Source organism: Chitinophaga caseinilytica (assembly GCF_038396765.1).
In the GTDB taxonomy this organism is placed as follows: Bacteria; Bacteroidota; Bacteroidia; order Chitinophagales; family Chitinophagaceae; genus Chitinophaga; species Chitinophaga caseinilytica.
In genome coordinates this window covers 3,822,344-3,847,053 of record NZ_CP150096.1, presented here as the reverse complement: position 1 = coordinate 3,847,053, position 24,710 = coordinate 3,822,344, and the positions used below count along the sequence as shown (strand labels likewise).

At 55.8% G+C, this 24,710-nt stretch carries 22 protein-coding genes; 12 read left to right on the top strand and 10 right to left on the bottom strand.

The genetic code is table 11. The annotated features are described in order from the left end of the window. Nucleotides 1–77: 77 nt before the first annotated feature. Nucleotides 78–2,573 carry a cytochrome c biogenesis protein CcsA gene (gene ccsA, locus WJU22_RS15755; RefSeq protein ID WP_341839139.1) on the bottom strand — a complete coding sequence of 832 codons (2,496 nt, stop codon included), beginning with the start codon at nt 2,571–2,573 and terminating at the stop codon, nt 78–80. An 87-nt stretch (nt 2,574–2,660) separates the two neighbouring features. Then, complete coding sequence (locus WJU22_RS15750) at nt 2,661–3,062, bottom strand: cytochrome c maturation protein CcmE (RefSeq protein WP_126249183.1); 402 nt, start codon at nt 3,060–3,062, stop codon at nt 2,661–2,663. Nucleotides 3,063–3,196: 134 nt separating this feature from the next. Between WJU22_RS15750 and WJU22_RS15745 the strand changes: the two genes are divergently transcribed. Genes WJU22_RS15745 through WJU22_RS15735 form a run of 3 tightly spaced genes read left to right on the top strand, consistent with a single transcriptional unit; the run spans nt 3,197 to nt 6,115 of the window. Beyond that, the gene (locus WJU22_RS15745; RefSeq protein ID WP_341839138.1) at nt 3,197–4,243 is read left to right on the top strand and encodes an agmatinase family protein; all 1,047 of its coding nucleotides are present in this window, start codon (nt 3,197–3,199) and stop codon (nt 4,241–4,243) included. After that, nucleotides 4,236–4,823 (top strand): hypothetical protein, encoded by a 588-nt coding sequence (locus WJU22_RS15740; RefSeq protein WP_341839137.1) that lies wholly within the window; start codon nt 4,236–4,238, stop codon nt 4,821–4,823. Before WJU22_RS15745 ends, WJU22_RS15740 begins: the two co-directional genes overlap by 8 nt. Next, entirely contained in the window at nt 4,820–6,115 is a 1,296-nt protein-coding gene (locus WJU22_RS15735) for a radical SAM protein (RefSeq protein WP_341839136.1), read from the top strand. The genes WJU22_RS15740 and WJU22_RS15735 overlap by 4 nt, the downstream gene beginning before the upstream one ends. 412 nt (nt 6,116–6,527) lie before the next feature. Here the strand turns inward: WJU22_RS15735 and WJU22_RS15730 are convergent, their stop codons facing one another. Next, nucleotides 6,528–7,793, bottom strand: a complete 1,266-nt coding sequence (locus tag WJU22_RS15730) for an MFS transporter (RefSeq protein ID WP_341839135.1) — start codon at nt 7,791–7,793, stop codon at nt 6,528–6,530. A 146-nt stretch (nt 7,794–7,939) separates the two neighbouring features. On the opposite strand from WJU22_RS15730, the gene WJU22_RS15725 reads away from it, so the two are divergent. The 6 genes from WJU22_RS15725 to WJU22_RS15700 all read left to right on the top strand — a co-directional run bounded on the left by WJU22_RS15725 (nt 7,940) and on the right by WJU22_RS15700 (nt 12,233). Then, complete coding sequence (locus WJU22_RS15725) at nt 7,940–8,833, top strand: hypothetical protein (RefSeq protein ID WP_341839134.1); 894 nt, start codon at nt 7,940–7,942, stop codon at nt 8,831–8,833. A gap of 81 nt (nt 8,834–8,914) precedes the next feature. Next, the gene (locus WJU22_RS15720; protein WP_341839133.1) at nt 8,915–10,402 is read left to right on the top strand and encodes a DUF5723 family protein; all 1,488 of its coding nucleotides are present in this window, start codon (nt 8,915–8,917) and stop codon (nt 10,400–10,402) included. 10 nt (nt 10,403–10,412) lie between these two features. Then, nucleotides 10,413–10,952 (top strand): hypothetical protein, encoded by a 540-nt coding sequence (locus tag WJU22_RS15715; protein WP_341839132.1) that lies wholly within the window; start codon nt 10,413–10,415, stop codon nt 10,950–10,952. Nucleotides 10,953–10,996: 44 nt separating this feature from the next. Beyond that, nucleotides 10,997–11,230, top strand: coding sequence for a hypothetical protein (locus tag WJU22_RS15710; RefSeq protein WP_341839131.1), 234 nt, complete (start codon nt 10,997–10,999; stop codon nt 11,228–11,230). Beyond that, complete coding sequence (locus tag WJU22_RS15705) at nt 11,227–11,706, top strand: glutamate ligase domain-containing protein (protein ID WP_341839130.1); 480 nt, start codon at nt 11,227–11,229, stop codon at nt 11,704–11,706. The genes WJU22_RS15710 and WJU22_RS15705 overlap by 4 nt, the downstream gene beginning before the upstream one ends. An 89-nt stretch (nt 11,707–11,795) precedes the next feature. Further along, nucleotides 11,796–12,233, top strand: a complete 438-nt coding sequence (locus tag WJU22_RS15700; RefSeq protein ID WP_341839129.1) for a DUF4822 domain-containing protein — start codon at nt 11,796–11,798, stop codon at nt 12,231–12,233. A gap of 53 nt (nt 12,234–12,286) precedes the next feature. On the opposite strand, the gene WJU22_RS15695 is transcribed toward WJU22_RS15700, so the two are convergent. From WJU22_RS15695 to WJU22_RS15670, 6 genes are all read right to left on the bottom strand, one after another. Then, complete coding sequence (locus tag WJU22_RS15695) at nt 12,287–12,838, bottom strand: NUDIX hydrolase (RefSeq protein WP_341839128.1); 552 nt, start codon at nt 12,836–12,838, stop codon at nt 12,287–12,289. Nucleotides 12,839–12,850: 12 nt separating this feature from the next. Beyond that, on the bottom strand, nt 12,851–13,381 hold the full coding sequence (locus WJU22_RS15690) for a YfiT family bacillithiol transferase (protein ID WP_341839127.1): 531 nt from the start codon (nt 13,379–13,381) through the stop codon (nt 12,851–12,853). 31 nt (nt 13,382–13,412) lie between these two features. Beyond that, the gene (locus WJU22_RS15685; RefSeq protein WP_341839126.1) at nt 13,413–14,177 is read right to left on the bottom strand and encodes an ABC transporter ATP-binding protein; all 765 of its coding nucleotides are present in this window, start codon (nt 14,175–14,177) and stop codon (nt 13,413–13,415) included. A 98-nt stretch (nt 14,178–14,275) separates the two neighbouring features. Continuing rightward, the gene (locus tag WJU22_RS15680) at nt 14,276–14,803 is read right to left on the bottom strand and encodes a CAP domain-containing protein (protein WP_341839125.1); all 528 of its coding nucleotides are present in this window, start codon (nt 14,801–14,803) and stop codon (nt 14,276–14,278) included. 58 nt (nt 14,804–14,861) lie between these two features. Further along, nucleotides 14,862–15,350 (bottom strand): class 1 fructose-bisphosphatase, encoded by a 489-nt coding sequence (locus WJU22_RS15675; RefSeq protein ID WP_341839124.1) that lies wholly within the window; start codon nt 15,348–15,350, stop codon nt 14,862–14,864. Then, nucleotides 15,262–15,870, bottom strand: a complete 609-nt coding sequence (locus WJU22_RS15670; RefSeq protein ID WP_341839123.1) for a class 1 fructose-bisphosphatase — start codon at nt 15,868–15,870, stop codon at nt 15,262–15,264. The genes WJU22_RS15675 and WJU22_RS15670 overlap by 89 nt, the downstream gene beginning before the upstream one ends. Nucleotides 15,871–16,024: 154 nt before the next feature. Here WJU22_RS15670 and WJU22_RS15665 point away from each other — a divergent pair, with 154 nt between their 5' ends. From WJU22_RS15665 to WJU22_RS15655, 3 genes are all read left to right on the top strand, one after another. Further along, nucleotides 16,025–17,290 (top strand): aspartate kinase, encoded by a 1,266-nt coding sequence (locus WJU22_RS15665; RefSeq protein WP_341839122.1) that lies wholly within the window; start codon nt 16,025–16,027, stop codon nt 17,288–17,290. Between the two features lie 479 nt (nt 17,291–17,769). After that, complete coding sequence (locus tag WJU22_RS15660; RefSeq protein ID WP_341839121.1) at nt 17,770–21,039, top strand: TonB-dependent receptor; 3,270 nt, start codon at nt 17,770–17,772, stop codon at nt 21,037–21,039. Between the two features lie 18 nt (nt 21,040–21,057). Further along, entirely contained in the window at nt 21,058–22,809 is a 1,752-nt protein-coding gene (locus tag WJU22_RS15655; RefSeq protein WP_341839120.1) for a RagB/SusD family nutrient uptake outer membrane protein, read from the top strand. Nucleotides 22,810–22,882: 73 nt separating this feature from the next. Here WJU22_RS15655 and WJU22_RS15650 read toward each other — a convergent pair whose 3' ends face one another. Beyond that, entirely contained in the window at nt 22,883–24,679 is a 1,797-nt protein-coding gene (locus tag WJU22_RS15650; RefSeq protein WP_341839119.1) for a S41 family peptidase, read from the bottom strand. Nucleotides 24,680–24,710 lie beyond the last annotated feature (31 nt).

Below are 24,710 nucleotides of genomic sequence, written 5' to 3'. Positions count from 1 at the left end.
GGCGAATATGTCCGGCGATGGGCGCCAATGAAAAAGGACGGCCGTTCGGGCCGTCCTTCGAATTAAATGACTTTACATTATTTGTTGCTTCCCTTCATCCGCTGGCGCATCGCCATGCCGAAACCAACGGCCATCACGATGATACCGATCCACAGTACGTTGATCCAGGGGAAAACGAGCGCCTTCAGGACGATATAGTCCATCGGCTCGCGGGTTTCCTTCAGTTCGATCTGCACCTTGTTTTCGTTCGGCAGGATCTTGGTGAACTTCACGGCCAGGCTCAACGGCGCGATGGTATCTGCCACATTCGCCTGGAAGCTGCTGTCGCGGATGAAATATACCGGATTGATGCGGAAGTCGCCATTGTCGCGGGTATGCACGTAAATTTCGGCGCCCACGGCGATGTCTCCCGGTTCGGGATGGTAATTCTTCTGCTGCGGTTTCGTGTTCAGGTTTTCCAGCACCATGAACCCTTTCGAGAAGTAAACGGTGTCTCCCTGGGTGATGACGTGCTGTGCGTACGGCAGCGTATCGGCCGGGATGTCTTTCCTCGGAACGGCGGTGATGTAAGTGAAGATATCGCGGGTGAGGTAATGTTTGGAATCCGGGTTCGGCGTGATGCCTTCCTGGCCCTTCACATTGAGGTACGCGTCGGGATACAGCGTGAAACGCTCTGTGGGCTCGTCTTCCAGCTTCGCTTTCCGCTCATATTCAACGATGTAGAGGGTTTTATCCTTATCCACGGTGCTGATGGAATCGCCGCGGTACGTCACGAAATATGGCCCCATCTGCACGGGCAGGCCTTTGGGCAGCATGAGGTTTTCGCGGGAATTCTGTCCGCTTTCCTTTGTGAAGTACCCGCTGAGCACGTTCATCGAATCGATGGACAGTACCTCTTTCTTGCTGGAGGAAATGAGGATCCCCAGCAGCATGAGCCCGAAACCGACGTGGGCCACGGAGGCACCGGCGGCTTTGGTTTTGCCTTTCAGTACGGTGATGATGTAGGTGATATTGGCCACGATGGCGTATACGCAGGCGAACAGCATGAGGTAGATGCCCAGGAGCACACCCGCGCCGTAGTCGGTATAGAAGATACGTCCCGCTACGCCGATCAGCACGGCGATGGCAACGGAAATCAGCGTAGGCCAGGCCAGTTTCTTGACCAGCACGCCTTTGGGCGTATCCTTGTACTTCATGAACTGGGTGACGGCCGTGAGCAGGGCGATGATGATCGCCAGCCAGATCTGCACTTTGTTGTAATGCAGCATCACGTCTGTCGGCGGCGCGAATTCTTCCAGTTTGAACAATTTCCGGATCCCGGAGATATCGAGCAGTTTGTTCCAGACGGGGATGGAGGTGAAGAAGGTGACGTGCAGCGCGCTCACGAGGAGCACGAGGGCGCCAACGAACATCCAGAATTCGCGGGAATAGGTGCTTTCTTCCTTTTTCAGCGTCGGGATCTGCTTTCCGCGGGCGATCAGCATCCAGAAGGCCGGGATGGTGAAGATGCCCATGAACACGAGGAGCTGGCCGCTCATGCCGAGGTCGGTGAAGGAGTGCACCGAGGTTTGGCCGAGAATGCCGCTACGGGTGAGGAAGGTAGAATACAGGATGAAAACGAAAGAGATCAGTATGAAGAAAAACGAAGATTTGAGGGCGTGGCCAGACGATTTGAAGGCCAGCATGGTGTGAATCCCGGCTACGAGGGTGAGCCAGGGTACCATGGAGGCGTTCTCTACGGGGTCCCAGGCCCAGTAGCCGCCGAAAGTGAGGGATTCGTACGCCCAGGCGGCGCCCATCATGATACCGACGCCTAAAACCATGCCGGCGAAGAGCGCCCAGGGCAGTGCGGGTTTTACCCATTCGGTGTACCGGCGCGTCCACAAAGCGGCCACACCATATGCGAAAGGCACGATGGTGGCGGCGAAGCCGAGGAACAGCACGGGCGGGTGGATCACCATCCAGTAGTTTTTCAGCAGTGCGTTCAGGCCGTTACCGTCCATGAACTGCTTGAACTGCATGTAATCCGGATTATTGAAAATGGGCAGCGACGGGTCTTCCTGGCGGATGAGCAGGAACGGGTTGCTGCCTACTTTATAGTCGAACATGTAAATACCGATCAGCATGCTGCCGAGGCAAACCTGCGAGAACGCGAGGACCGCCATCACGGGGGCTTCCCACGATTTGGAGGTGTTGATCAGGATGATCCCCAGCACGCTGTGCCAAACGCTCCACAGCAGGAAGCTGCCCTCCTGCCCTTCCCAGAAACAACTGAGGAGGTATTTCACTTCCAGTTCGCGCTCGGAGTGTTGCCAGGCGTACTTATATTCGAATAAGTGGTTGGAAATGATGTAGTAAAGGGTGGCGAACACGGCAAAAACGGAAAATGCCTGGATATAAAACGTCCACCGGCCGATTTTGGCCCAGGAAGATTTTTTCAGCTCATCCGAATGCCTGACGCTGATGAAGTAAGCCACGACAGACACCATGGAGGCCACGAAAGCCAGGATGGTGAAGAAATGGCCCAGTTGTCCGGGAAGCAGGTGCTCCCCATTGTATTTGATCGATTCCAATGGTTGCTCCGTAAGTTGTGAGGATTCCGCCGCCCGTTGGCATAGTGCTGAAGGCCGACGATATACAGTTATTGTTTAATGTCTTCCTTATCCTTTGCGCTGCGCGCTGAAGGCCTGTTGCTCGTCTTTATATTTCGACGGGCACTTCATAAGTATCTTGCTGCAATGGAACTCGGTGCCGACCATTTTGCCGGTGAGTACCAGCTCGGTGGATTTCTCGAAGTCGGTGGGCCGGGTACCGTAGAACACGACACGGCTGATTTCGCCGCTTTTGTCTTTCATATGGAAGCTGAAGTAGTTGGCATCCCGGGCGGGATCGTACACCACGGCCTTGGTACTGTCTAAAGCGCCGATCACGTGAATCTCCTTTCCTTCCTTCTTCCGGGCGGTAGCGAATGTTTCGTAGGTGCTGAAATCACCCACCATCATGACCATGCCGGCCACGCAAACCGCTATTACTACGAGCAGAATAATACTTGTCTTCTTCATCCTTAGCAGATTAATCGAGACCAAAGGTAGCCAAAAAACCCGTTCCCGGGGGCTGATATTCGTCAGGTTTCCCCCTCCCGGAACCAATTTTTACCTGTACCTTTGCGCGGAAATAAGCTAAGTATTGATTCATCATGGCTGATCTATCGAAATTCGATCCCAACTCCCCCGGCCTGCTGTCCAACAACATTTTCGGACTGCCTTTCGGGGAAGACGATGCACGGCTGGTACTTTTGCCCGTGCCCTGGGAAGTGACGGTGTCTTATAACAACGGTACAGCCCGTGGCCCGGAACACATTTACAAAGCCTCCCTGCAGGTAGACCTCTACGATTCCGACACCGGCACCGACGGCTGGAAACAGGGGTTCTACATGAAAGAGCAGGACCGCCAGCTACTCCTCCGGAGCGATTATCTCCGCAAGGAAGCCGAGCTGTACCTGAAATTCCTTGCCGAAGGGGGCGATATCAGTGAAAACGACTTCATGCGCCGCTCGGTGGACGATGTCAACAAAGGCGCCTGTAAAATGAACGCCTGGGTTTACGATCAGACCAAAAGCCTCCTGGCCAAAGGGAAACTCGTTGGCCTCGTAGGCGGCGACCACTCCACCCCGCTCGGCTTCTTCCGCGCCATGGGCGAGCATAAAGGCGATTTCGGCATCCTCCAGATCGATGCGCATGCCGATCTGCGCGACAGCTACGAAGGCTTCAAATATTCCCACGCATCCATTATGTATAACGCGCTGCAGGAAGTGCCCCAGCTCAAAAAGCTCGTCCAGGTAGGCCTGCGCGACTTCTGCGACAGCGAGCTCGACCTCATCCGCAACAGCGATGGGCGCATTTCGGCGTTCCTCGACCAGGACATGAAAGAGCGCATGTACGAAGGCGAGACCTGGAAAAGCATCTGCGACGATATTATCTCCCAGCTCCCCCGGCAAGTGCATATCAGTTTCGATATCGACGGGCTGGACCCGAAGCTTTGTCCCCACACCGGCACCCCGGTGCCGGGCGGCCTCGAAGCCCAGCAGGTGTATTACCTCTTCCGCCGCGTGATCGAAAGCGGGCGTACCCTCATCGGGTTCGACCTGGTGGAGGTGAGCGCGGGGCTCGACGAGTGGGACGCCAACGTGGGCGCCCGCATCCTGTTCAAATTGTGTAACCTGATGGTGAAATCCAATGTATAAGTTCCGCATCCTACATCCCAACGCCATCACCAAACTGCGCATGCAACCCGTTATGCATGGCATGATCGGGATACTTTTCCTGTTCAACCTCATCGGCGTATACAAAATGGAGCATCCCAACTGGCTGATGGCCCTGCTGTTCATTGCGCTCGGTACGGCCAGCCTGGCTTTCCCGTTTATGATGCGGAAGATGCGGAAAATGTCCGAAACCAATTCCGTATTGCGGCTTTTGCAGGTGTTCACGCTTTTTTCGGGAAGCCTGTTCTTTTTGTCGCACATGCAGCCCATCATCGGCGGCACCCTGTTGCTGGCGGGGCTCGGCGTGGCATATACCGGCTATGCGGAATATCGCATCATGCAACCGGCGTACGCACGGATCGAGGATAGCGGCATTTCCCTCCCCACCGTATTCGGGGAGAAGCATTACCGGTGGAACGAGATGAATAACGTAATTTTGCGGAACGACCTCCTGACGCTGGATTTCCGCACCAACAAAGTGCTCCAGCTCGAAGTGCTCGACGAATACTCCCCCGCGCAAACGGCGGATATCAATGCTTATTTTCAATCCAGGCTGACATGAACGTTTCTCCTTATATAATGTACTCCGACGGCAAGGGCAACATCTTCGAGGATACCTCGCTGTATGTGGTGGGCCGTGCCGGGTGGGATGCATTTCCCATCCCTGAAGATGAATGGATCGAGCTTCCCGAAGGAGGCAACCTGTATGAACTGCCCGGCCGCAGAGGCATCGGGATCGACGTGCACACCGGCGAAATGCGCCTTTGCGAGAAAGGATGGGCCGTTGCGGCTTTCATCCCGCCTGCGCATACCGGGCTGTACCTCGCGGCATACGAAACCTTGCCGGACGCGCCTACCCTTCCCCTGTTCTGCTACACAGCGGCAGGCTGGCACGACAATAAATTCTATGTGCCGGCCGTGCGCATTGAGCAAGACATCCGGCAGGAATGCGCAGGGTTCGACGATAAGTCCGTGAAATCCGGCGTCACCGACATGCTGGCCGCTTACCCGCACAACCGGCTGGTGCAGCACCTGGCCAATAATTGCGCGCTGACGTACCATTGTCCGGCCGCGCGCAACTATTTCATGGGCCGCTGGGAATGCCCCATCCCATCTTCCCCCGCCTGCAACGCCAATTGCATCGGCTGTATTTCGTTCCAGCCGGAAGAGGAGACGATCGTTTCCACGCAGGACCGTTTGACGTTCAAGCCTTCTGCGCAGGAGATCGTGGAATTTACCGTTCCGCACCTGGAATCGGCGCCGTACCCTATCGTGAGCTTTGGACAGGGTTGTGAAGGCGAGCCGCTGCTCATGTGGGAAACCATCCGCGAATCGATCCTCGAGATCCGAAAGCATACTGAAAAAGGCAGTATCAATATCAATACGAACGGCAGCAAGCCCAATGCGGTGCGCGAGCTCTGCAAGGCGGGCCTGAACAGCATCCGCGTGAGCCTCAACTCCGTCCGGGAGCAGATTTACACGCCTTATTACCGGCCCAATAACTACCAGTTCTCCGATATCATCGAGAGTATTAAAGTAGTGCGGGAACATGGTGGATGGGCGTCTATCAACTACTTCGTTTTCCCGGGCATGACCGATACGGTGGAGGAATATGAAGCCCTCCGCACGGTGATCCGTGAAACCGGCCTGAACATGATCCAGTGGCGGAATTTCAACATCGATCCGGACTGGTACCTGGGCAAGATCGGCGTGGTAGAAACCGGCGAGTTATTGGGGGTGAAACAGCTGATGGAGCTCATCCGCGAAGAGTTCCCCGATGTGAAATTCGGGTACTACAATCCGCCGATGGAACGTATCAAAGGCAACTACGAAGCGGATTTCGCGCATTTGTAGTTTTAAAATAACGCACGATATAAAAGCCCTCATCGCTGGATGAGGGCTTTTTGTTTTTGGAACGGAGTATTGTTGGAGGATTTTTTTTCGGTGGATGTGGAATGCCTGATGAAATAACGCACGATATAAAAGCCCTCATCGCTGGATGAAGGCTTTTTGTTTTTGGAACAGCGTATTGTCGTTTTTTTCGGTGGATGCAGAATGCCTGTTTCATGAACGCATCCGGTCAGGCCACCGCTGCTTCCGGGGCCGGGTTGGGTTCGGGCGCGCGGGCCACCGGAGGGGTGGATGTATTCTTCAGCATCCAGCGGAAACCGAATTAGGCCACCGCCGCTTCCGGGGCCGGGTTGGGTTCGGGCGCGCGGGCCACCGGAGGGGTGGATGTATTCTTCAGCATCCAGCGGAAACCGAATTAGGCCAGGGCTGCTTCCGGAGCCGGGTTCGGTTCAGGCGTAGGCGCGGGCGTCACCGGAGGGGTAGATGTATTTTTCAGCATCCAGCGGAAACCGAAGAAAGTGAGCAGGCTGATGCCGCCAACCGCCCACCACCAGTCGCGGAACCCGAAATGTTCCACGCCGAAAGCGCCTAATGTGGGCGCGAGGATCGTGGCGCATGAAAACGCGACGGTGTAAAGGCCGGCGTACTGGCCGCGGTTGTGGGCCTGGGCGCGGTTGATCCAGAAGTTGTTCATGAACGGCAGGGTCATCATTTCGGCGGCCGAGAACAGTACGATGTGGAGATAGGCCACAGCGGCCACGGGCGGCACGAAATTGAAGATCACGTAGGCCAGCCCCATGAGGAGGGCGCCGATGCAGATGTAGTACTCGTTTGGCCGGCGGTTTTCCAGCTTGAACACGAGGATCATCTCGATCAGCGCGATCAGGATGCCGTTGGTCGAAATCGCCAGGCCGATCATGCTTTCATTCATGTGCACCACGGTTTTGAGGTACACCGGAACGATGTTGAACATCTGGAAAAGGCAGATGGCGTTGAACGTGACGAGGAGGATGAAGAAAAGATAGCGCCTGTCTCGCCAGGCAGACATATTAGCTTCTCCCACGGGCGCCGTATGCACGGTATTTCCGGAAGTTTTCCCGGGGCGGAGGAACAATTTCAGCAGGAACGCCGCCGAGAGGCAGGAAAATGCGTCGGCGAAGAATAGCATATTGTAGCTGATGGTGGCCAGCACCCCGCCTACCGCGGGCCCTACCGCCCAGCCCAGGTTCGACGCCAGGCGGAGCAGGGAATACGAGCGCAGGCGCGTGGTGGCATCGCTGTAATGCGCTACCGCCGCGAAGTTGGCGGGGCGGAAAGCATCGCCCACCATGCCCAGCACAAAAACCGTAACGGCAAACTGCGGGAAGGTATCCATGCGCGAAAGCACGAGGAACATCACGCCGTGCATCGCCAGGCTCCAGAACTGTACCGGGTGGAAACCGATGGTATCCGTCAGTTTGCCGCCCAGCAGCGAGCCGAGGATCGAGCCGATGCCGTAAACCGTCATCACAATGCCCGCCTGTTCCAGCGAAAAATGAAGCTGGGTGGTGAGATACAACGTCAGGAAGGGGATCACCATGGCGCCGGCGCGGTTGATCAGCAGCACGGTCGCCAGCAGCCAGACTTTTCGCGGAATACCGCCGTAGGCGCTTCTGTACAAGGAAATTGTCTTGTCGAACATAATGTACCGCAAATTACACCGCTTACTTACATTTACCCGTCCGGAAATGACAAACCGCATTTGTAAATGACAGGCGCGGCAGGGTATTTGCAGCCGGAAACGGGGGCATTCCCTCCACCGGAAAAAAATATTAACTTTGGAACACGATGACAGAGCAGAATAAATCCAAAAATATAAAAGCCGCCGGCATCACGATCGGCGTACATGCCTTGCTGTTATTGGCACTGGTGATGGTGAGCCTCGACGTGCCGCCGCCGCTGCCCGACCAGGACATGGGCATCGAAGTGAACCTGGGCACGTCTGACGACGGTATGGGCGACGAGCAGCCGCTCAATCCCAATCCGCCCGCAGCCGCCCAGCCGGAGCCTTCCACACCGCAGCCTGCAGCCGCTTCCAAAGCGGACAACAGCAATTCGCAGGAACTCGCCACGTCTGACGAGGCCGAGGCGCCGGAAGTGATCAAGCAGCCGGTGAAGCCTGTCAACGTCAAACCCAAAGAAATCGCAAAAACACTCGAGCCCAAGCCGGTAAAAGCGCCCAAGCCCAAAGCGGAAGCGCCTCCCGCACCTGTTCCCCCAGCTCCCAAGCCGAAACCCAAAGCCGTTTTCACCGGCGGAACGGGTAATGCGGCCAACAGCGGCAACGGGGCCGACGGTTCCAATAACTCCACCGGCGAAGGCAATACCGGCAAGCCCGGAGACCGCGGCGTCATCGGCGGCAGCCCCAATGGCGGCGCCTATACCGGCACACCCGGCGCTGGCCGCGGGGCATCAGATTTCCGGCTGGCGGGCCGCACACTCGTAAATCGCCCGTCCGTGGAATGGGACGGTAACGAAACGGGCTATGTAGCCATCAACATCAAAGTAGACCGTAACGGGAATGTGGTCAGCGCCACGCATAATCTCCGTGGTTCCACCATCAGCAATCCCGCTGCTATCCGCGAAGCAAAAGAAGCAGCCCTGCGGATAAAATATAATGTAAGCCAGGAAGCGCCGGAAGAACAATTCGGGCCTATCAGGTTTTATTTCAAGCCGCGATAAAAGCCGGTCCGCAGGTATCCAACGACAGTACGGTAATATCCTTCGGATTTTCACGTTATTACCTATACCTTGTACTATTCTATGCTCAATTCACGTCTCGGATATCTCGCTTTGTGCCTGCTGACCGCTGTTTCAGCGCAGGCACAGGTATTTACCGGCTATCATACGAGCCAGTACGCAGGCGTTCACGCCATTCCGTTCAACCCGGCCCTCGGCGCCGGATCGCGGTACAAGTGGGACGTAAATATCGTCGGGGCGGATGTGAAGGCGGGCAATACCTATTATTCCTTCGTTAAATCTTCCCTTTTTTCCAGCCAGGAGAAACTGGTGCGGAACGTGGACTATATCCCCGACACCAACGCCACCCGCCGGCAATACGGCTGGGGCAGCGGGGAGATCATGCTGCCGTCCGTCCTGTTTTCCATCGACGAGAAACAGTCCGTCGCGTTCACATGGCGCGTGCGCGGATCGGCCAATGCCGGCGGCGTGGAAACCAACATCGCCAATTTCTTCGCGCTCAACTATCCCAATCCCCGCTTCACCAACCGCAACTTCGCCGCCAAATTCGCGGCGGGCAACGGTCATGCCTGGAACGAATTCGGGTTCAGCTATTCCCGCGTCATCAAAGACGAAGGCGACCATCGCTGGAAAGCGGGAATTACGCTGAAGTACCTCGGTGGACAGGCAGCCGCCTACACCGTGGTCCGCGACGCATCGTTTACTTTCAACACCACGGAACTGGCCGATATCAACAGCGCAAAAGTGTATTACGCCTACAACGAGGAGATGGATTCGTATACGGACAACGACAGCTGGGCGTCTTACTACAAACCTTTCCAGAACCCCGGCATCGGGGCGGATATCGGGGTGGTGTACGAGTGGCGGCCGGATAACGACGGGTTTGGCAGTATGCACGAAGGCGGGCCGGACTGGAATCCCGACGCGGATACCTGGAAAGCCCGGTTCGGCGTGTCTGTCGTAGATATCGGCGGGATCAAATACAAGAAGGCCATGGCTTCGGCAAACCTGGACATGACGGCGAACAACGTGATCGTCCGCTCGCTGAACAAGCAGCGGGGCGAAAGCATGCGACGGTATGCGACGCGCCTCGCCACGATGTTTACGCCCATGGAAAACGAGGAAACGTATTACATGAACCTCCCCACTTCGCTCAACCTGTTCGGCGACTACAACCTGAACGGCAGGTTTTTCCTGAGCGCAAGCGCCACGCTGGCGCTGAACAGTGGAGAGAAAGACGATAACAAGACGAGCGCCCTCACGCAACTGACCGTCACGCCGCGGTACGAGCTCCGCAACCTGGGCGTTTACCTTCCGGTTTCGGTGAACCGGTACGGACAGGCGGATGCGGGTTTTGCCCTGCGGGCGGGGCCTTTGGTGATCGGGTCTGCCTCCATCTTATCCACCCTCGGCCGCCGGATGATCAATCATGCGGATGTATTCGTAGCTTTGCGCGTAGTTCCCATCCGTTTCAGTAAATGGTCGTGGGACAAGGGCAGTGACGGAACGTACCGCAAACGCCGGCGCAACCTGGGCTGCCCCACTATTTAGCGAGGTATCCATGAACTATCAGCAAACGATCGATTACTTGTACAGCCGGCTCCCGATGTTCAGCAAGCTGGGAGCTTCCGCGCTGAAAAACGACCTGCTCAACATCCGCCTGCTTTGCGGCGTGCTCGGCCACCCCGAAGCAAAATTCCCTGCTGTCCACATCGCGGGCACCAACGGGAAAGGGTCCACCAGCCACATGCTCAGCGCCATCTTCCAGTCGGCCGGGTACAAAACGGGCCTGTACACATCCCCCCACCTGCACGATTTCCGGGAACGCATCCGCATCAACGGCGAAATGATCCCTGAACAAAGGGTAGTCACTTTCACGGAAGCGATCAAACAGCATATCGAAACCATCGACCCGTCGTTCTTCGAAGTGACCGTGGCCATGGCGTTCCAGTGGTTCGCGGAAGAAGGCGTCGATATCGCCATCATCGAAACCGGGCTTGGCGGGCGGTTAGACAGTACCAACATCATCTCCCCCTCCTTTCCATCATTACCAATATCAGCCTCGATCATACCCACATCCTCGGCAACACGCCGGAACTGATCGCACGGGAAAAAGCCGGGATCATCAAACCGGATACGCCGGTAGTGATCAGCGAAACGCAGGCCGGGCCAGACGGCGTTTTCCGCGAAATGGCCGACCTCCACAACGCCCCGATCCTTTTCGCCGATAAACAATACACCATTGTCAACAGTGAACCGGGCAAGGAAATGCTCACCGTTACCGTTGCTTCCGCCTTAGGCGAGCCCACCTTCACCTACCGCCTCGATCTGCCGGGGCATTACCAGGAAAAAACCTCCTGGGCGTACTGGCCGGTGTGAACATCCTCCGGCAGGAAGGTTACCAGCTCACGCAGGAAGCCGTGGAAAAGGGGCTGGCAAATGTAAAACGGCTGACCGGTTTGGGTGGAAGATGGGAAGTGATCGGCCGGCAGCCATACACGGTGCTGGACGTAGGCCATAACGAAGCCGGCATTCGCGCCATCCTGGAACAACTTTCCCTCGTCAAATTCGAAAAGTTACATATCGTGACCGGTTTTGTGAAAGACAAAGACGTGCCCGCCGCATTGCGTTTATTCCCGCAAGACGCGACGTATTACTTCACCCGCGCCCAGATCCCCCGGGCGCTCGACGAAAAAGAATTGCTGGAAATGGCCAACCAGGAAGGATTGCAGGGGAATTCATATACCGGGGTCCCCGAAGCGTACGCTGCCGCCAAAGCCGCTGCCGGCGAAAACGACATGATCCTCGTTTGCGGAAGCTGCTTCATCGTGGGAGATATGCCGCAACAACCCTAGATTCAGAAAGTACCCGATTTTCGATTTTAAACACCCGCCGGAGCCACGGGCTTCCGATAGTTTTGGTGTATCACCAAAAACGAAGCCTGATGCATCCAAGACTGAGAACTGTATTACCAATCGCCATCGCCGCATTCACTTTCGCCTCCTGCAGCAAAGACGATGCGCCCGCGCCCGAGCCTGCCAAATCCGGTAACGAAATCCTTTCCTCCACCCGGTGGGTCACCACGGTAGTCACCGACTCCGTTGGCAAAGACGTAACCGCCGCCAACATGGGCTTCGTAGGCCTCGCCGATTACCTTCCCAACGGCAACTACGTTTTCTTCAACACAGACGGAACGCCCCGCGGGGATGAAGGCTATTACTTCATCACGCCAGATAATTCCAAGCGCATACTCGTTTCGCGCACCCGGAATTACACCCGTGTGGTGGACGTCGTGAAACTGACAAAAGACATTTTTACGTACCGCGTGGTGAACGGAAACGGCGCCACCGTGAACGTGGAGCACAAGCCGGTCCAGAAATAACCGGCATTTTCAGCATGCATGAGGGGACAGCTGCGGGGAGCGGCTGTCCTTCTTTATTTGGATTGCAATTCTTTCCACTTCATCAAGCCATAGAACAGGCAGGTGCAATGCAGCGATTGTAAGAACGCGTTCTGCGCCAGCCGCGCTTCCAATTCCGCTATGGTAACGATTTCCACGTCGATCTCCTCATTGAAATCAAGCTGCTGCTCCTGAATTTTCTTCCCACCCGTAGCCAGGTACATGAATACGCGGTTGGTGTGGGTGGAAGGATTGGGGGACGTGATCCCGAGGAAATGCATCTCATCGAACGCATAGCCCGTTTCCTCCAGCAGCTCGCGCCGCATGGCGATTTCGGGCGATGCGTCTTCCGGGTCCATCACACCGCCGGGAATTTCCAGCAGCACTTTTCCGACGGGGTGGCGGTACTGGCGGACGAGGATCACATTTCCGTCGTCGGTGACGGCCATCGCGTTCACCCAATCCGGGTACTCGAGCACATAATATTCAGGTACCAGCACGCCGGAAGGCGTTTCACATGTGTCTCTCCGCACGGTGAGCCAGGGCTCGCGGAACAGGTATTCTGATCGCAGTAGTTTCCAGTTCAAAATTCAATCGTTTTACTTCCACCCTTCCCTTTCCTTCAGCTTTTCGATATGCGCCAGGTGATGCAGCCCGTGCCAGGAATAATTGGCCAGGTGCTTCGCCAGCGTGTTGGAAGTGTTGTTGCCGGGATGGAAAAATGTCCGGTCCCAGTCGCGCGCTTCCATATGCTCGAGCACGGCCGCCCAACGGGCATGCAGGGCATGAAGCAGGGTGATGGATATGTTGATGGGCGTATATTGTACGTCGGGCAGTTCGGCCCAGGCGGCTTCGTCGTAGGGTTTGATGGTAGGATTATCTTCCGTGAGCGCCAGTTTCAACCGGGTAAAACCGTTCATGTGCGAGTCTGTCAGGTGATGCACCACCTGTGCCACGGTCCATCCGCCGGGGCGGTAGGGCGTTTGAAGCTGGTGCTCGTCGAGCGTTTGCACGGCCAGCTCGATGAGCGACGGCAGGTGCCGGATGTCGTTGATGAAGCGTTTGCGGGCTTCCGCGTTAATGATGGCCGGCGGGTGAAAGCGGCCGATGGGATAGCGTAAATCTTCCATAAAAAAGAGCGATATGCATGTTGACGAATGATCAGTCTTCCCGCAGATCCTTACCGGTCAGCTGGATGAACACATCTTCCAGGCTGGCCTTTTTCACTTCTTTTTTCCGTTCGAAACCGCCTGCCACGAGCTGGTCTATCAGCGCGTCGGGCGAGTCGATGGCGATGATGCGGCCACTGTCTACGATGGCGCAGCGGTCGCAGAGGAACTCGGCTTCATCCATGTAGTGGGTGGTGATCACGACCGTTGTGCCATTGGCCCTCACCTGCTGGATGAGCGTCCAGAGGTTGCGGCGCGCCTGCGGATCGAGGCCGGTGGTGGGCTCGTCCAGGAAAATGATGCGCGGCTTGTTGATGAGGGTGGTGGCGATGGAGAAACGCTGCTTTTGTCCGCCGGAAAGCGCCTTGTATTTGGCTTTGGCTTTGTCTTCCAGGTTGAATTCGCGCAGCAGGGCCATGGGGTCTACGGGTTGATTATACAATCCGCCGAACAGGTGGATGAGCTCAACCAGGTTGAGGTTCGGATAATACCCGGACGTCTGGAGCTGCACGCCGATGATCTGCTTGATGGCCTCGGGGTCCTTATCCAGGTCCAAACCCGCTACCATGACGCTGCCGGAGGTTTTCTGGCGGAGGGTTTCGATGATCTCGAGCGTCGTGGATTTACCGGCGCCGTTGGGGCCGAGGAGTCCGAAGACTTCGTTTTCGTACACATCGAAACTGATCCCTTTCACGGCGGTGAAATCGCCATATGTTTTCACCAGGTCTCTCACCTCAATGATCCTGCGTTTTTCCATGGCGCCAAATTACGGCAAAAAACGGCAGGGAGGTACAAAAAAGTACAGCGGCTCCCCTGCCCAGGGAACCGCTGCGGTATAAAACAGGTTAGCAAGTTTTATTTCTTTGCCTGAGCGGCGGGCTTGTTCACGAAAATCTGGGTGAAGAAAACGATGTTCCCTTTGCCCTTGGCCGTTCCGATGCCGATGAGGTTGAAATCGCCGAGCATGTTTTTGCGATGGCCGGGACTTTTGATCCAGCCGTCTACCACAGCTTCGGCGCTCAGGTTGCCATACGCCACGTTTTCAGCGGCGGCGCGCACGGTGCCGATGGATTTGGAGATATCGTCGATCCGGGATTCGAAGCCTTCGTGCCCGAAACCTGTCCGCCCGCTGGCCATATCCTTACTATGGCCGCGCGCTTCCTTGCTGAGAACGCCGTTCAGCTCCAGGGGCTTGAGGCCTTTGGACCGGCGGAACTTGTTGACAAAGAAGAGGATATCTTCATCCATATCGCTCTCGTTGCGAACGGAGCGTTCGGATGTGGAGCCGCTACCGGTAACCGGTTTGCTGCAGGCCATGGTGGAGCTGCCCGTGATCACTGCGGCGGCGAGGAAGAGGATTTTGCAATAACGTTGGTTAAACATGTTGATTAAACGATTTTTTAAGCTGTTCTATTATTGCCTTATCCAAATTCGCGCCAAATTAACGGATCTCCGCCTGTACCCTTTCCACCATGCTTTTCGAGCCGATGAAAATGGGGATGCGCTCGTGCAGTTCGGTCGGCTTTACGTCGAGCAGGCGCTGGTTGCCGGCGGAAATGGACATCCCGCCCGCTTTTTCCATGATGAACGACATGGGGTTGCATTCGTAGCAAAGCCGCAGGCGGCCATTCGTATATTTCCCGAAAGCCGGATACATGAAGATGCCGCCCTGGATGAGGGTGCGGTGGATTTCCGCGACCATGCAGCCCACGAACCGGTGCCGGTAGATCTTCTGCTTCGGGTCGGTAGCTACGAAAAGATCGATGGCGTTGCGGACCTTGGGCTCGTACAGGTGATAATATCCCATGTTGACGGAGAAGATGTCGCTGTCGTCCGGCACTTTAAGATCGGGATGGGACAGGCAGAATTCGCCGATGGACGGGTCGAGGGTGAAGCCCTGGAGCGTGCGGCGGGTGGCGTAGACCAGCATGGTGGACGAGGCCGTAGATGATGTACCCGGCCGCGATCTGCTGGGAGCCCGGCTGCAGGAAGTCTTCCAGCGTGCAGGGCGTGCCGTTGGGCGACAGGCGGCGGTACACGGAAAAGATCGTGCCGATGGAAACATTGACATCGATGTTGCTGGAACCGTCGAGCGGATCCATGAGCACCACGTACTTGGAGTTCATGGAATATTCGTCTTCGAAGGCGATGAAGGTGTCGTTTTCCTCGGAAGCCACGCCAGCACAGTAAATGGAGCTGGCGAGCGAGGCGATGATCTGGTCGTTGGCGAATTCATCGAGTTTCTTGACGGCTTCGCCCTGGACGTTGGTTTTGCCCGCTTCGCCGAGGATGTCGGCGATACCGGCTTTGTTCACTTCGACATTCACGCGCTTGGCCGCGAGGCCAATGTCTCGCAGGAGGCCAGACAGCTGGCCGGTGGCGCCGGGATAGTTTTTCAGGTCCTGGATCGTGAATTCGTCCAGGTTCATCACTTGGCGGTTGAATTTCATAAACGTGTTTGAATTGATTGGTTTTGGCCGGGCTAAGGTACGGGAAATCAGTCCTTTTTAAGAAATACGTCATTTTTTGGCCGTTGGATTTTTAATCAATTCTAAAGTTGCCGTACTTTGCCGCAGATTTTTTATAAAGAAGAGGGACCAAAGTATGAAGGTTTTCAAATTTGGCGGCGCAAGTTTAGAAACTATTGAGCGCATCCAGCAGGTAGGAAAAATTATCGAAGCGAACGCATCCGGCAAGCTGCTGGTGGTGATTTCGGCGATGGGCAAAACGACCAACGAGTTGGAGAAGGTAGCCCAGAACTACTTTATGCGCAAGCGGGAGATCGCCGCGCAGCTGCTCTTCAACATCGAGCAGCAGCACATCCAGGTGGCGCAATCGCTGCTGGGCGACCGTGAACATCCGCTGTTCACGCAGCTGCAGCAATTCTTTACCGAAGCGGAATGGACGCTGGGTGAAAAGCCCCTCCGTTCTTACGATTACTATTACGACCAGCTGGTGGGCCTGGGCGAACTGCTCAGTACCGCCATCGTGAGCGCCTATTTCAACCAGGTGGGCATTACCAATACCTGGGTAGACGTCCGCGACGTTTTCCGGACAGACGATAACTTCCGTGATGCCAACATCAACTGGGAAATCACCGAACTGCAGGTGAACCAGAAGGTGCTGCCGCTTTTCAATACGGCCAATATCGTCATTGCCCAGGGCTTCATCGGGAGCACAGACCAGAACGAAAGCGTGACGCTCGGCCGCGAGGGAAGTGACTTCTCCGCCGCGGTGTTCGCCAACCTCCTCAACGCCGAAAGCCAGACGATCTGGAAAGACGTGACCGGCCTGAAAAACGCCGACCCCAAGCTTTTCCCCGATACGATCGACATTCCGGAGATCGCGTATAACGAGGTGATCGAAATGGCGTATTACGGCGCGCAGGTGATCCACCCCAAAACGATCAAGCCGTTGCAGAACAAGCAGATCCCCTTGTATGTGAAGTGCTTCCTGGATATGAGCCTCCCCGGCACCGTGATCCGCCAGGACGTGGACGACCGCAAACTGCCGCCCATCATCGTGCTGAAGAAAAACCAGGTGCTCATTTCCATCACTTCCCGAGATTTCTCCTTTATCACCGAAGATAAGATCAGTGAGATTTACGAAATCTTCCACGACAAGAAGATCAAGATCAACCTGACCCAGAACGGGGCCATTACCTTCTCCTGCGCGATCGACAACAACCCGGAAAAGATCGAGCTGCTGATCAAGGCGCTGCATGGCGGCTACCGGATCAATTATAATGAAGGACTGGAACTGCTGACGATCCGCCATTACCAAAACGGGCTGATCGACAAGTTGACGAAAAACCGGAACGTATTGCTGGAGCAGCGTTCCGCCAATACGATCCAGATGGTGATCAAATAATCGAACGAACGATTTGCATAACCGCCAGCCAGGGGAAATCCGTCCCCGGCTGGCGTTTTTTATTATACGACTCCGTTATCCCTATAATTTCTTAGCATAACCATATTATTTCACCCCACTTTCACTTTTCTTCCCTTTACTTTCAAACACACCTACTTTTTCATTATTAATTTGTAAATTTTTACTGTACTTTAGGCCTTTGAGCGCACATTCCTGAAAGTATCCAAAGAATAGAGAGTTATAATTTATTGAATACCAAGACTAAAACCAAAATCCACGTCAAATGCCACCACTATTTCAATTGGTTAACATTTCTTTAATAGTTCCTTAACCTCGGAAGTTAGGTGAGCGCTTGATAAATTCCAATCTTGCGCCCGCAAACGGAACATTCATGACCGCATACATTACCCGCAGGGCGAAACACCGCGCCTGCAGGACTTCTCATGCTCTTTACACATCAATCTATAAACTACTGTATCATGCGCAACATGCTTAGAAAACTATGCGCCGGACTGTTCCTGACAGGCCTCCTCCCATTGGCCGTACTGGCCCAGCAAGGCGGAGCCTCGATCTCGGGGACCGTATCCAGCCAGAAAAACGAACCATTACCCGGCGTTTCCGTGGAAGTGAAAACGCCGGACGGCCAGCGGAAAGGCACCGCTACCGACATTTCCGGTAAATTTCGCCTCGCCGGCCTCCCTGCCGGCACGCCCGTTACCATCACTTTCACCTTCATCGGCTTCGAAACGCAATCGATTACCGGGAAAACCCTCCAGGCAGGCGACAACCCACTTCCCGCCATCACCCTCGCCGACGCCGCCAAAGGCCTGAACGAACTGGTTGTGGTAGGTTACGGCACCCAGAAAAAAGTGAACCTCACCGGCGCCATCAGCCAGGTAGGCGCTGAAGCCTTTGAAAACCGCCCCGTGGCCAACGTCACCCAGGCCCTGCAGGGCGCCGTTCCCGGTCTGAACATCACGTTCACCGACGGCCGCCCCGGCGCCAACGGCCGGTTCAACGTGCGCGGCAACAACCCGCTCAGCTCCGGCGCACAGCCGCTGGTGCTCATAGACGGCGTACCCGGCTCCATGAACAACGTGAACCCGCGCGACATTGAAACGGTTACCGTCCTGAAAGACGCCGCTGCAGCCGCCATCTACGGCGCACGCGCCGCCTTCGGCGTAGTGCTCGTTACCACCAAAGCCGCCAAAAGAGGGAAACTCACCGTGAACTACGGCAACAACTTCAATAAATCTTACTCCACTGTTTCCACCGACTTCATCACCGACGGCTACACTGCCGCCGTGCTGAACGACGAAGCCTTCCTCGTGACTACCGGCAACACCTACACGCGGTACACCCCCAAAGACATGGAAGAGCTGAAGAAACGCCAGACCGACAAATCGCTCCCTTCCGTGGTGATCGACCGCCGGAATAACAAAGACCAGTATGTATATTATGGCAATACCGATTGGTGGGACGAGTTCTTCCTGCCCGCGCAAGACGGTATGGAGCATAGCCTGAGCATTTCCGGCGGAACGGAAAAAGTGGACTTCCTCGTATCGGGCCGTATGTTCAACAAAAAAGGCATGATGCGCCTGAACCGCGACGTGTACAACTCCTACAACCTGCGCACCAAGCTCACCGTGCGCGCCAACAAATGGCTGACGTTCTCCAACAACACGCAGCTCATGATCGGCAAATACACCTACCCGGGATGGGACCCCAACACGAACTTCGTGAACTCCACCGTGCACGCGCTCCCCTCCTACGTTCCGAAAAACCCCGACGGCACGGCCACCTACATCACCGCCCTGAACAACTACCAGATCGGTGACGGCCTCTTCTCCGACCTGCTTTACGGCAAAAACAAAGGCGTTCAACGCTGGAACGAACTGATGAGCACCTGGGGCGTAACCGTGAAGGTGAACGACAACATCAACCTGTACGCCAACTACACCTTCACGCTGAACCCTGCGCGGGATAACGATAACCCGACCACGGCCAGCTTCCGGCAGACTTCTTCGCCCTACTCCATCTACCCCGGCGTGATCAGCAAAGTGCCCCGGCCCGACTTCCTCCGTGAAGAAACCAACCAGGATTACTATCACGTAGCCAACGCTTATGGCGAATTCACCAAAAGCTACGGCAAGCACAACGTGAAATTCATGGCAGGTTACAACCAGGAACTGAAACAGTTCAAACGCATCACCTCCGAGCGCGGCGACCTGCTGTCGCAGGACCTGAACGACATCGGCCTCGGCTCCGGCTACTACACTATTTCCGGTGCGCAGAGCGAATGGGCGCTGCTGGGCTATTTCGCCCGCGCCAACTACGATTACAAAGGCAAATACCTCTTCGAAGTGAATGGCCGTTACGACGGTACTTCCCGCTTCCCGAAAGGCAACCGGTTCGGCTTCTTCCCGTCTGTTTCCGGCGGCTGGAGGATCAGCGAGGAAAACTTCTTCGAGCCTGTTAAAAACGTACTGAGCGACCTGAAGATCCGTGCTTCCTACGGCCAGCTGGGCAACCAGGTGACCTCCAGCGCGTATCCCTACATTCCGCTGCTGAACCGCGGTACGCACGATTGGGTGGCAGGCGGCAAGAAATTGGAATACCTGGCTTCGCCCAACGCCATCTCCCCCAACCTCACCTGGGAAAAGACGGCTTCGCAGAACTTCGGCCTGGATGCAGGCCTGTTCCAGAACAAACTGACACTGAGCTTCGATTACTACATCCGCGACACCAAAGACATGCTCACCAAAGGCGCAACGCTGCCCGTGGTGTTCGGCGCCAGCGAACCGCAGGAAAATGCGGCAGACCTCCGCACCAAGGGTTTCGAGATCAGCGTGAACTATAACAGCTCATTCGATCTGGCCGGCAAGCCCTTCATCTGGAACATCGGCGCCAACCTGAGCGATTTCAGCTCCGTGATCACCCGGTTCTCCAACGACAACCAGCGCCTGAACGATTATTACGTAGGCCAGAAATACGGTGAGATCTGGGGATATGTGACCGACGGGTACTTCAATTCCGACGAAGAAGCCGCCGCATGGCAGGCAAAAGTGAACCAGGACCTGGTGGGCTCCAACATCAAATCCGCTTCCGGACAGTACAACAAACTGCTCGCCGGCGACCTGAAGTTCAAAGACCTCAACAACGACGGCATCATCAATAACGGCCTGAACACCCTGAGCGACCACGGCGACCTCGTACGCCTCGGCAACAACCAGATCCGCTACCCGTATGGATTTAACGGCGGCGCCAGCTGGAACGGCTTCGACCTGTCGTTCTTCTTCCAGGGCATCGGCAAAAGAGACTGGTACCCCGGCGCGAACGCGGATAAATTCTGGGGCCCCTACAGCCGTCCGTACTACTCCTTCCTCCCCACCGACTTCCCCGACAAGGTTTGGTCGCCGGAGAAAGGCCAGGACAGCTACTTCCCGCGCCTGCGCGGCTACATCGCCCTCAACGGCAACAACCCGCTCACCAACGTCAATGACAAGTACATGCGCGACCTGGCGTACCTCCGCCTGAAAAACCTCACCCTCGGCTATTCCCTGCCCGATCACATGCTGAAGCGCATCAAACTGTCGCGCCTCCGCGTTTACGTGAGCGGCGACAACCTGCTGACCTGGACCAAACTGGACTCCAAGTACATCGATCCGGAACAGGCCAACGCCGAAGCCAATGGCCGTGTATATCCGTTCAGCAAAGTGTTCTCCGCCGGCCTGGACCTGTCTTTCTAATCCTACAATCGAACAACAATGAAAAAGCAACTTTCCATATTTGCAATCGCCGCAGCCGGGCTTTTCAGCAGCTGCAGCAAATTCCTGGACCGGCAGCCGCTTTCGCAGGTAGCACCCGACCAGTATTTCAATAACGACAACGAACAGAAATTCTACCTGAACTCGTTCTACAGCGCATTCCCATCCGCCGAAGGCGTATACAACGAAGATATCGACAACGTGGTGAAGCAGTCGCTCAGCGACCAGGTGACCGGCCGCCGCACCGTGCCCCTGACCGGTGGCAACTGGACGTGGACGGAACTGCGGAAAATCAATTACTACCTCGACAACTACAACCGCGTCATGCCACAGGTACAGGTAAACCGGTTTGCCGCCGTGGCCAAATTCTTCCGCGCTTATTTCTATTTCGACAAGGTGCAGCGCTTCGGCGATGTGCCCTGGTATACCAACGCCATCGATTACCAGGACAAGGAATCCCTTACCAAACCCAGATCGCCCCGCAAAGTGGTGGTAGACTCCATCATCGCCGACCTGGATTTCGCGATCGCCAATATGGATGTGGCCACTTTCCCCCAATCTACGGAAATGGTATCCAAATATACCGCCATGGCCCTGTTGAGCCGCGTTTGCCTGTTCGAAGGGACCTGGAAAAAATACCGGAATGAAGCCGGCTGGGAAGCCCTGCTGGAAAAATCGGTCGCGGCATCGCAACAGCTGATGAGCACCGGCTTGTATAAAATCTACAAATCCACGCCCAGCAAGGCATACCTCGAGCTGTTCGCCTCCATCGCGCCGAACAAGGACGAGATCATCCTCGCCCGGACTTTCAGCAACGAATTGTCGGTTTGGCATAACGTTAACTACTATACGATCACTTCGTCTTACGGCAAGCCGGGACTGGACAAGGAGCTGGTGAACAGTTACCTGATGGCAGACGGCTCCCGCTTTACGGACATCCCGCGGTACGACACGATCACGTTTTACGGCGAAACGCAAAACCGTGATCCGCGCCTGGCCCAAACCATCCGTACACCCGGTTATTCGCGCATCGGGACCAACAACCCGCTGGTGCCCGATTTCGGTGCGAGCGTGACCGGTTACCAGCTGATCAAGTTCGTAACGGACATGTCTTTCGACTCTTACAACCGCTCCATCAATTCCATGCCCATTTTCCGCTACGCGGAAGTGCTGCTGAACTTCGCCGAAGCCAAGGCTGAACTGGGCACGCTCACGCAGGCCGACATCAACGCGTCTATCGGGCTGCTCCGCGAGCGTGTGGCCATGCCTAACCTGGACCTCGTGGCCGCCAATGGCAATGTGGACCCGTACATGGCCGCACAATACCCGGCCGTGACCGGCGCCAACAAAGGCGTAATCCTCGAAATCCGCCGGGAAAGAAGGATCGAGCTGGTGATGGAAAGCCACCGCTGGAACGATCTCATGCGCTGGAAATCCGGCCAGAGCGTAGTGCGCCAGTTCAAAGGGATGTACTTCCCCGGCGCGGGCCAGTACGACCTCGACCGCGACGGCAAGATCGACGTGTATATTTACACCGGCAATAAACCGGACCCCGCAGTAGCAGGTGTCCAGTACTTCAAACTGGGCAAGGACATTGAGCTGGAAAACAATGCCGGTAACGTGCTGATCAACCGCACTACCACCAAAACCTTCCAGGAAAACAGGGATTACCTCCAGCCGATCCCCATCCAGGAACGGCAACTGACGAACAAAGTTCTGACACAGAACCCGAACTGGAACGACGGTTTATAGTTCCAAAGCAATTTTTACAAACAGGAAAGGCGCCCCATGCGAGGGCGCCTTTCCTGTTTTGTATACCTGTTGATCAGGGGTTTGCGGCGAGGTATTGAAGGGCGCGTTGATAGATTACGTCTTTCCCGCCTGTGAATTCCGCAACGGTCAGCGGCACTTCCACATCGGGCACAATGCCGATGCCTTGCGTGTAACCGCCATCCGGATACAGGACGCCGAGGCCGGAGATCACGAAACGCATATCCTGGTTGCCCACCATGGGGATTTGGGTAACGTCTCCGTCGGCGCCACCGGTGGTACGGCCGATCAGCACCGTATTCCCTTTACGGGCCTTCACGATCATGGTGAGCATTTCCGGGCGGCTGACAGACTTTTCCGCGATCAATACCACCACTTTGCCTTTGAAATGGACTTTGCGATCGGGGCCGCGCTTATATTCCACAGTTTTCGTGAGGCCGGGGTAGCTGATAGTTCCGTTCCATAAAATGCATTCCGTCTGCTTTTTGAACAGGAAATGGGTGAAGTTGATGAAATCGAAATTGGGATAGGTGCGGCATTCGATGATGAGGGATTTGGCTTTTGCGAGCAATTCCCGCGTGGTATCCGCCATTTTGCCCGACCATTTCGCAGGATCGATGTACAGGATATCGCCTTCCAGCATCCGCATGCCCGGTGGTGGCACTTCCTGCTTCTGCGCTTCCTGCTGCTTTGCCCAGGCCCTCGCGCCAATCGCCAGATACCGCGCAACGTCATCTTCTCCATACTTTACCCGGAATGTTTTGGGCTGGCCGCCGCTTTCATAACCGACCTTCAGCGTATCGCCGCTCGCCGGCATCATCCGCAGCATTGCCGATACGGAAATGTAGTAATCCTTCATTTCCCTTCGCGGGTCGCTCATCACGGCCCGTAAGGAATCTACGTAGCGGATCACCGGCATGCCGTTGATGCTGTGTACCCTGTCGCCCGGCCGCATTCCGCTCATTTCCGCAAACCCGGAATCGGTCTGATGCACGAAAACCGTATCGCCGATAACGGCCATGGTAAAGGGCAAGCGGATGAGCCGGCCCGGCAGCACATATTCGGGGAATTTGGCGAAAGTGGGCATAATGCTGTGACCGTCCGTAATAGCGGCGTTGAGCCTGATCAAGGCCTGGGCATAAGCGCGATCGGTATTGGCATCGGCGAAGTCCGGTATGAAGCGCGCCAGCTTCGCAGGCCACTGGCCTTGCTGCTGGTATTTCGCGGGGAGGTAATATTCGATGATGTTCCAGTAGCGGAACAGCGCCAAAAGGCGGTAATGCTTTTCGGGCAGGAAGTCTTTCCCGTATGTTTCCTCCTTGAATTGGGGAGACGGATAGCCGGAAACGTCCGGCGTGATGATGTATTTATTTTTGAACGGCTTGAAATAGTCTGCCAATGCGGTTAAGCGGTCTTTTTCCGCCTGGCCGAGCTGCTTTGCGGATGCGATCCATTCGTGGTTTACGTTCACTTTTTCGATTTCCTTCGCATCGGCGAGCTGCTTCGCACCGGATTTCCGGCCGGATGGCGCGGAAAGCGCGGCAGAATCGAGCATCGCGCGGATGGATGGAAGCACGCCCGCGTTGGGGTTTTCGTCCATCGCCTTCAGCTGATCGACCAGTACTTTATCCCAATCGATGTTGCGTTCGCTGATAACGGGCGAGAAATACTTCAGGTATCCCCAAACCCGCGCCAGCAGCACCAGGTCGGCGGTTTTGCCGGTATCGGGGGAAATGGGTACTTCCTTGATGGATGCCTGCTGCCGGTCCGGGTAAGCGGCGCAACCGGAAGCGATTTGTACGGCGGTGGAAGTGAATAAGGCGATAGCGATAAATCGGGCGATTGTCTTCATCGAGGTTGAACATTAAAAAGTAGGTGAATAT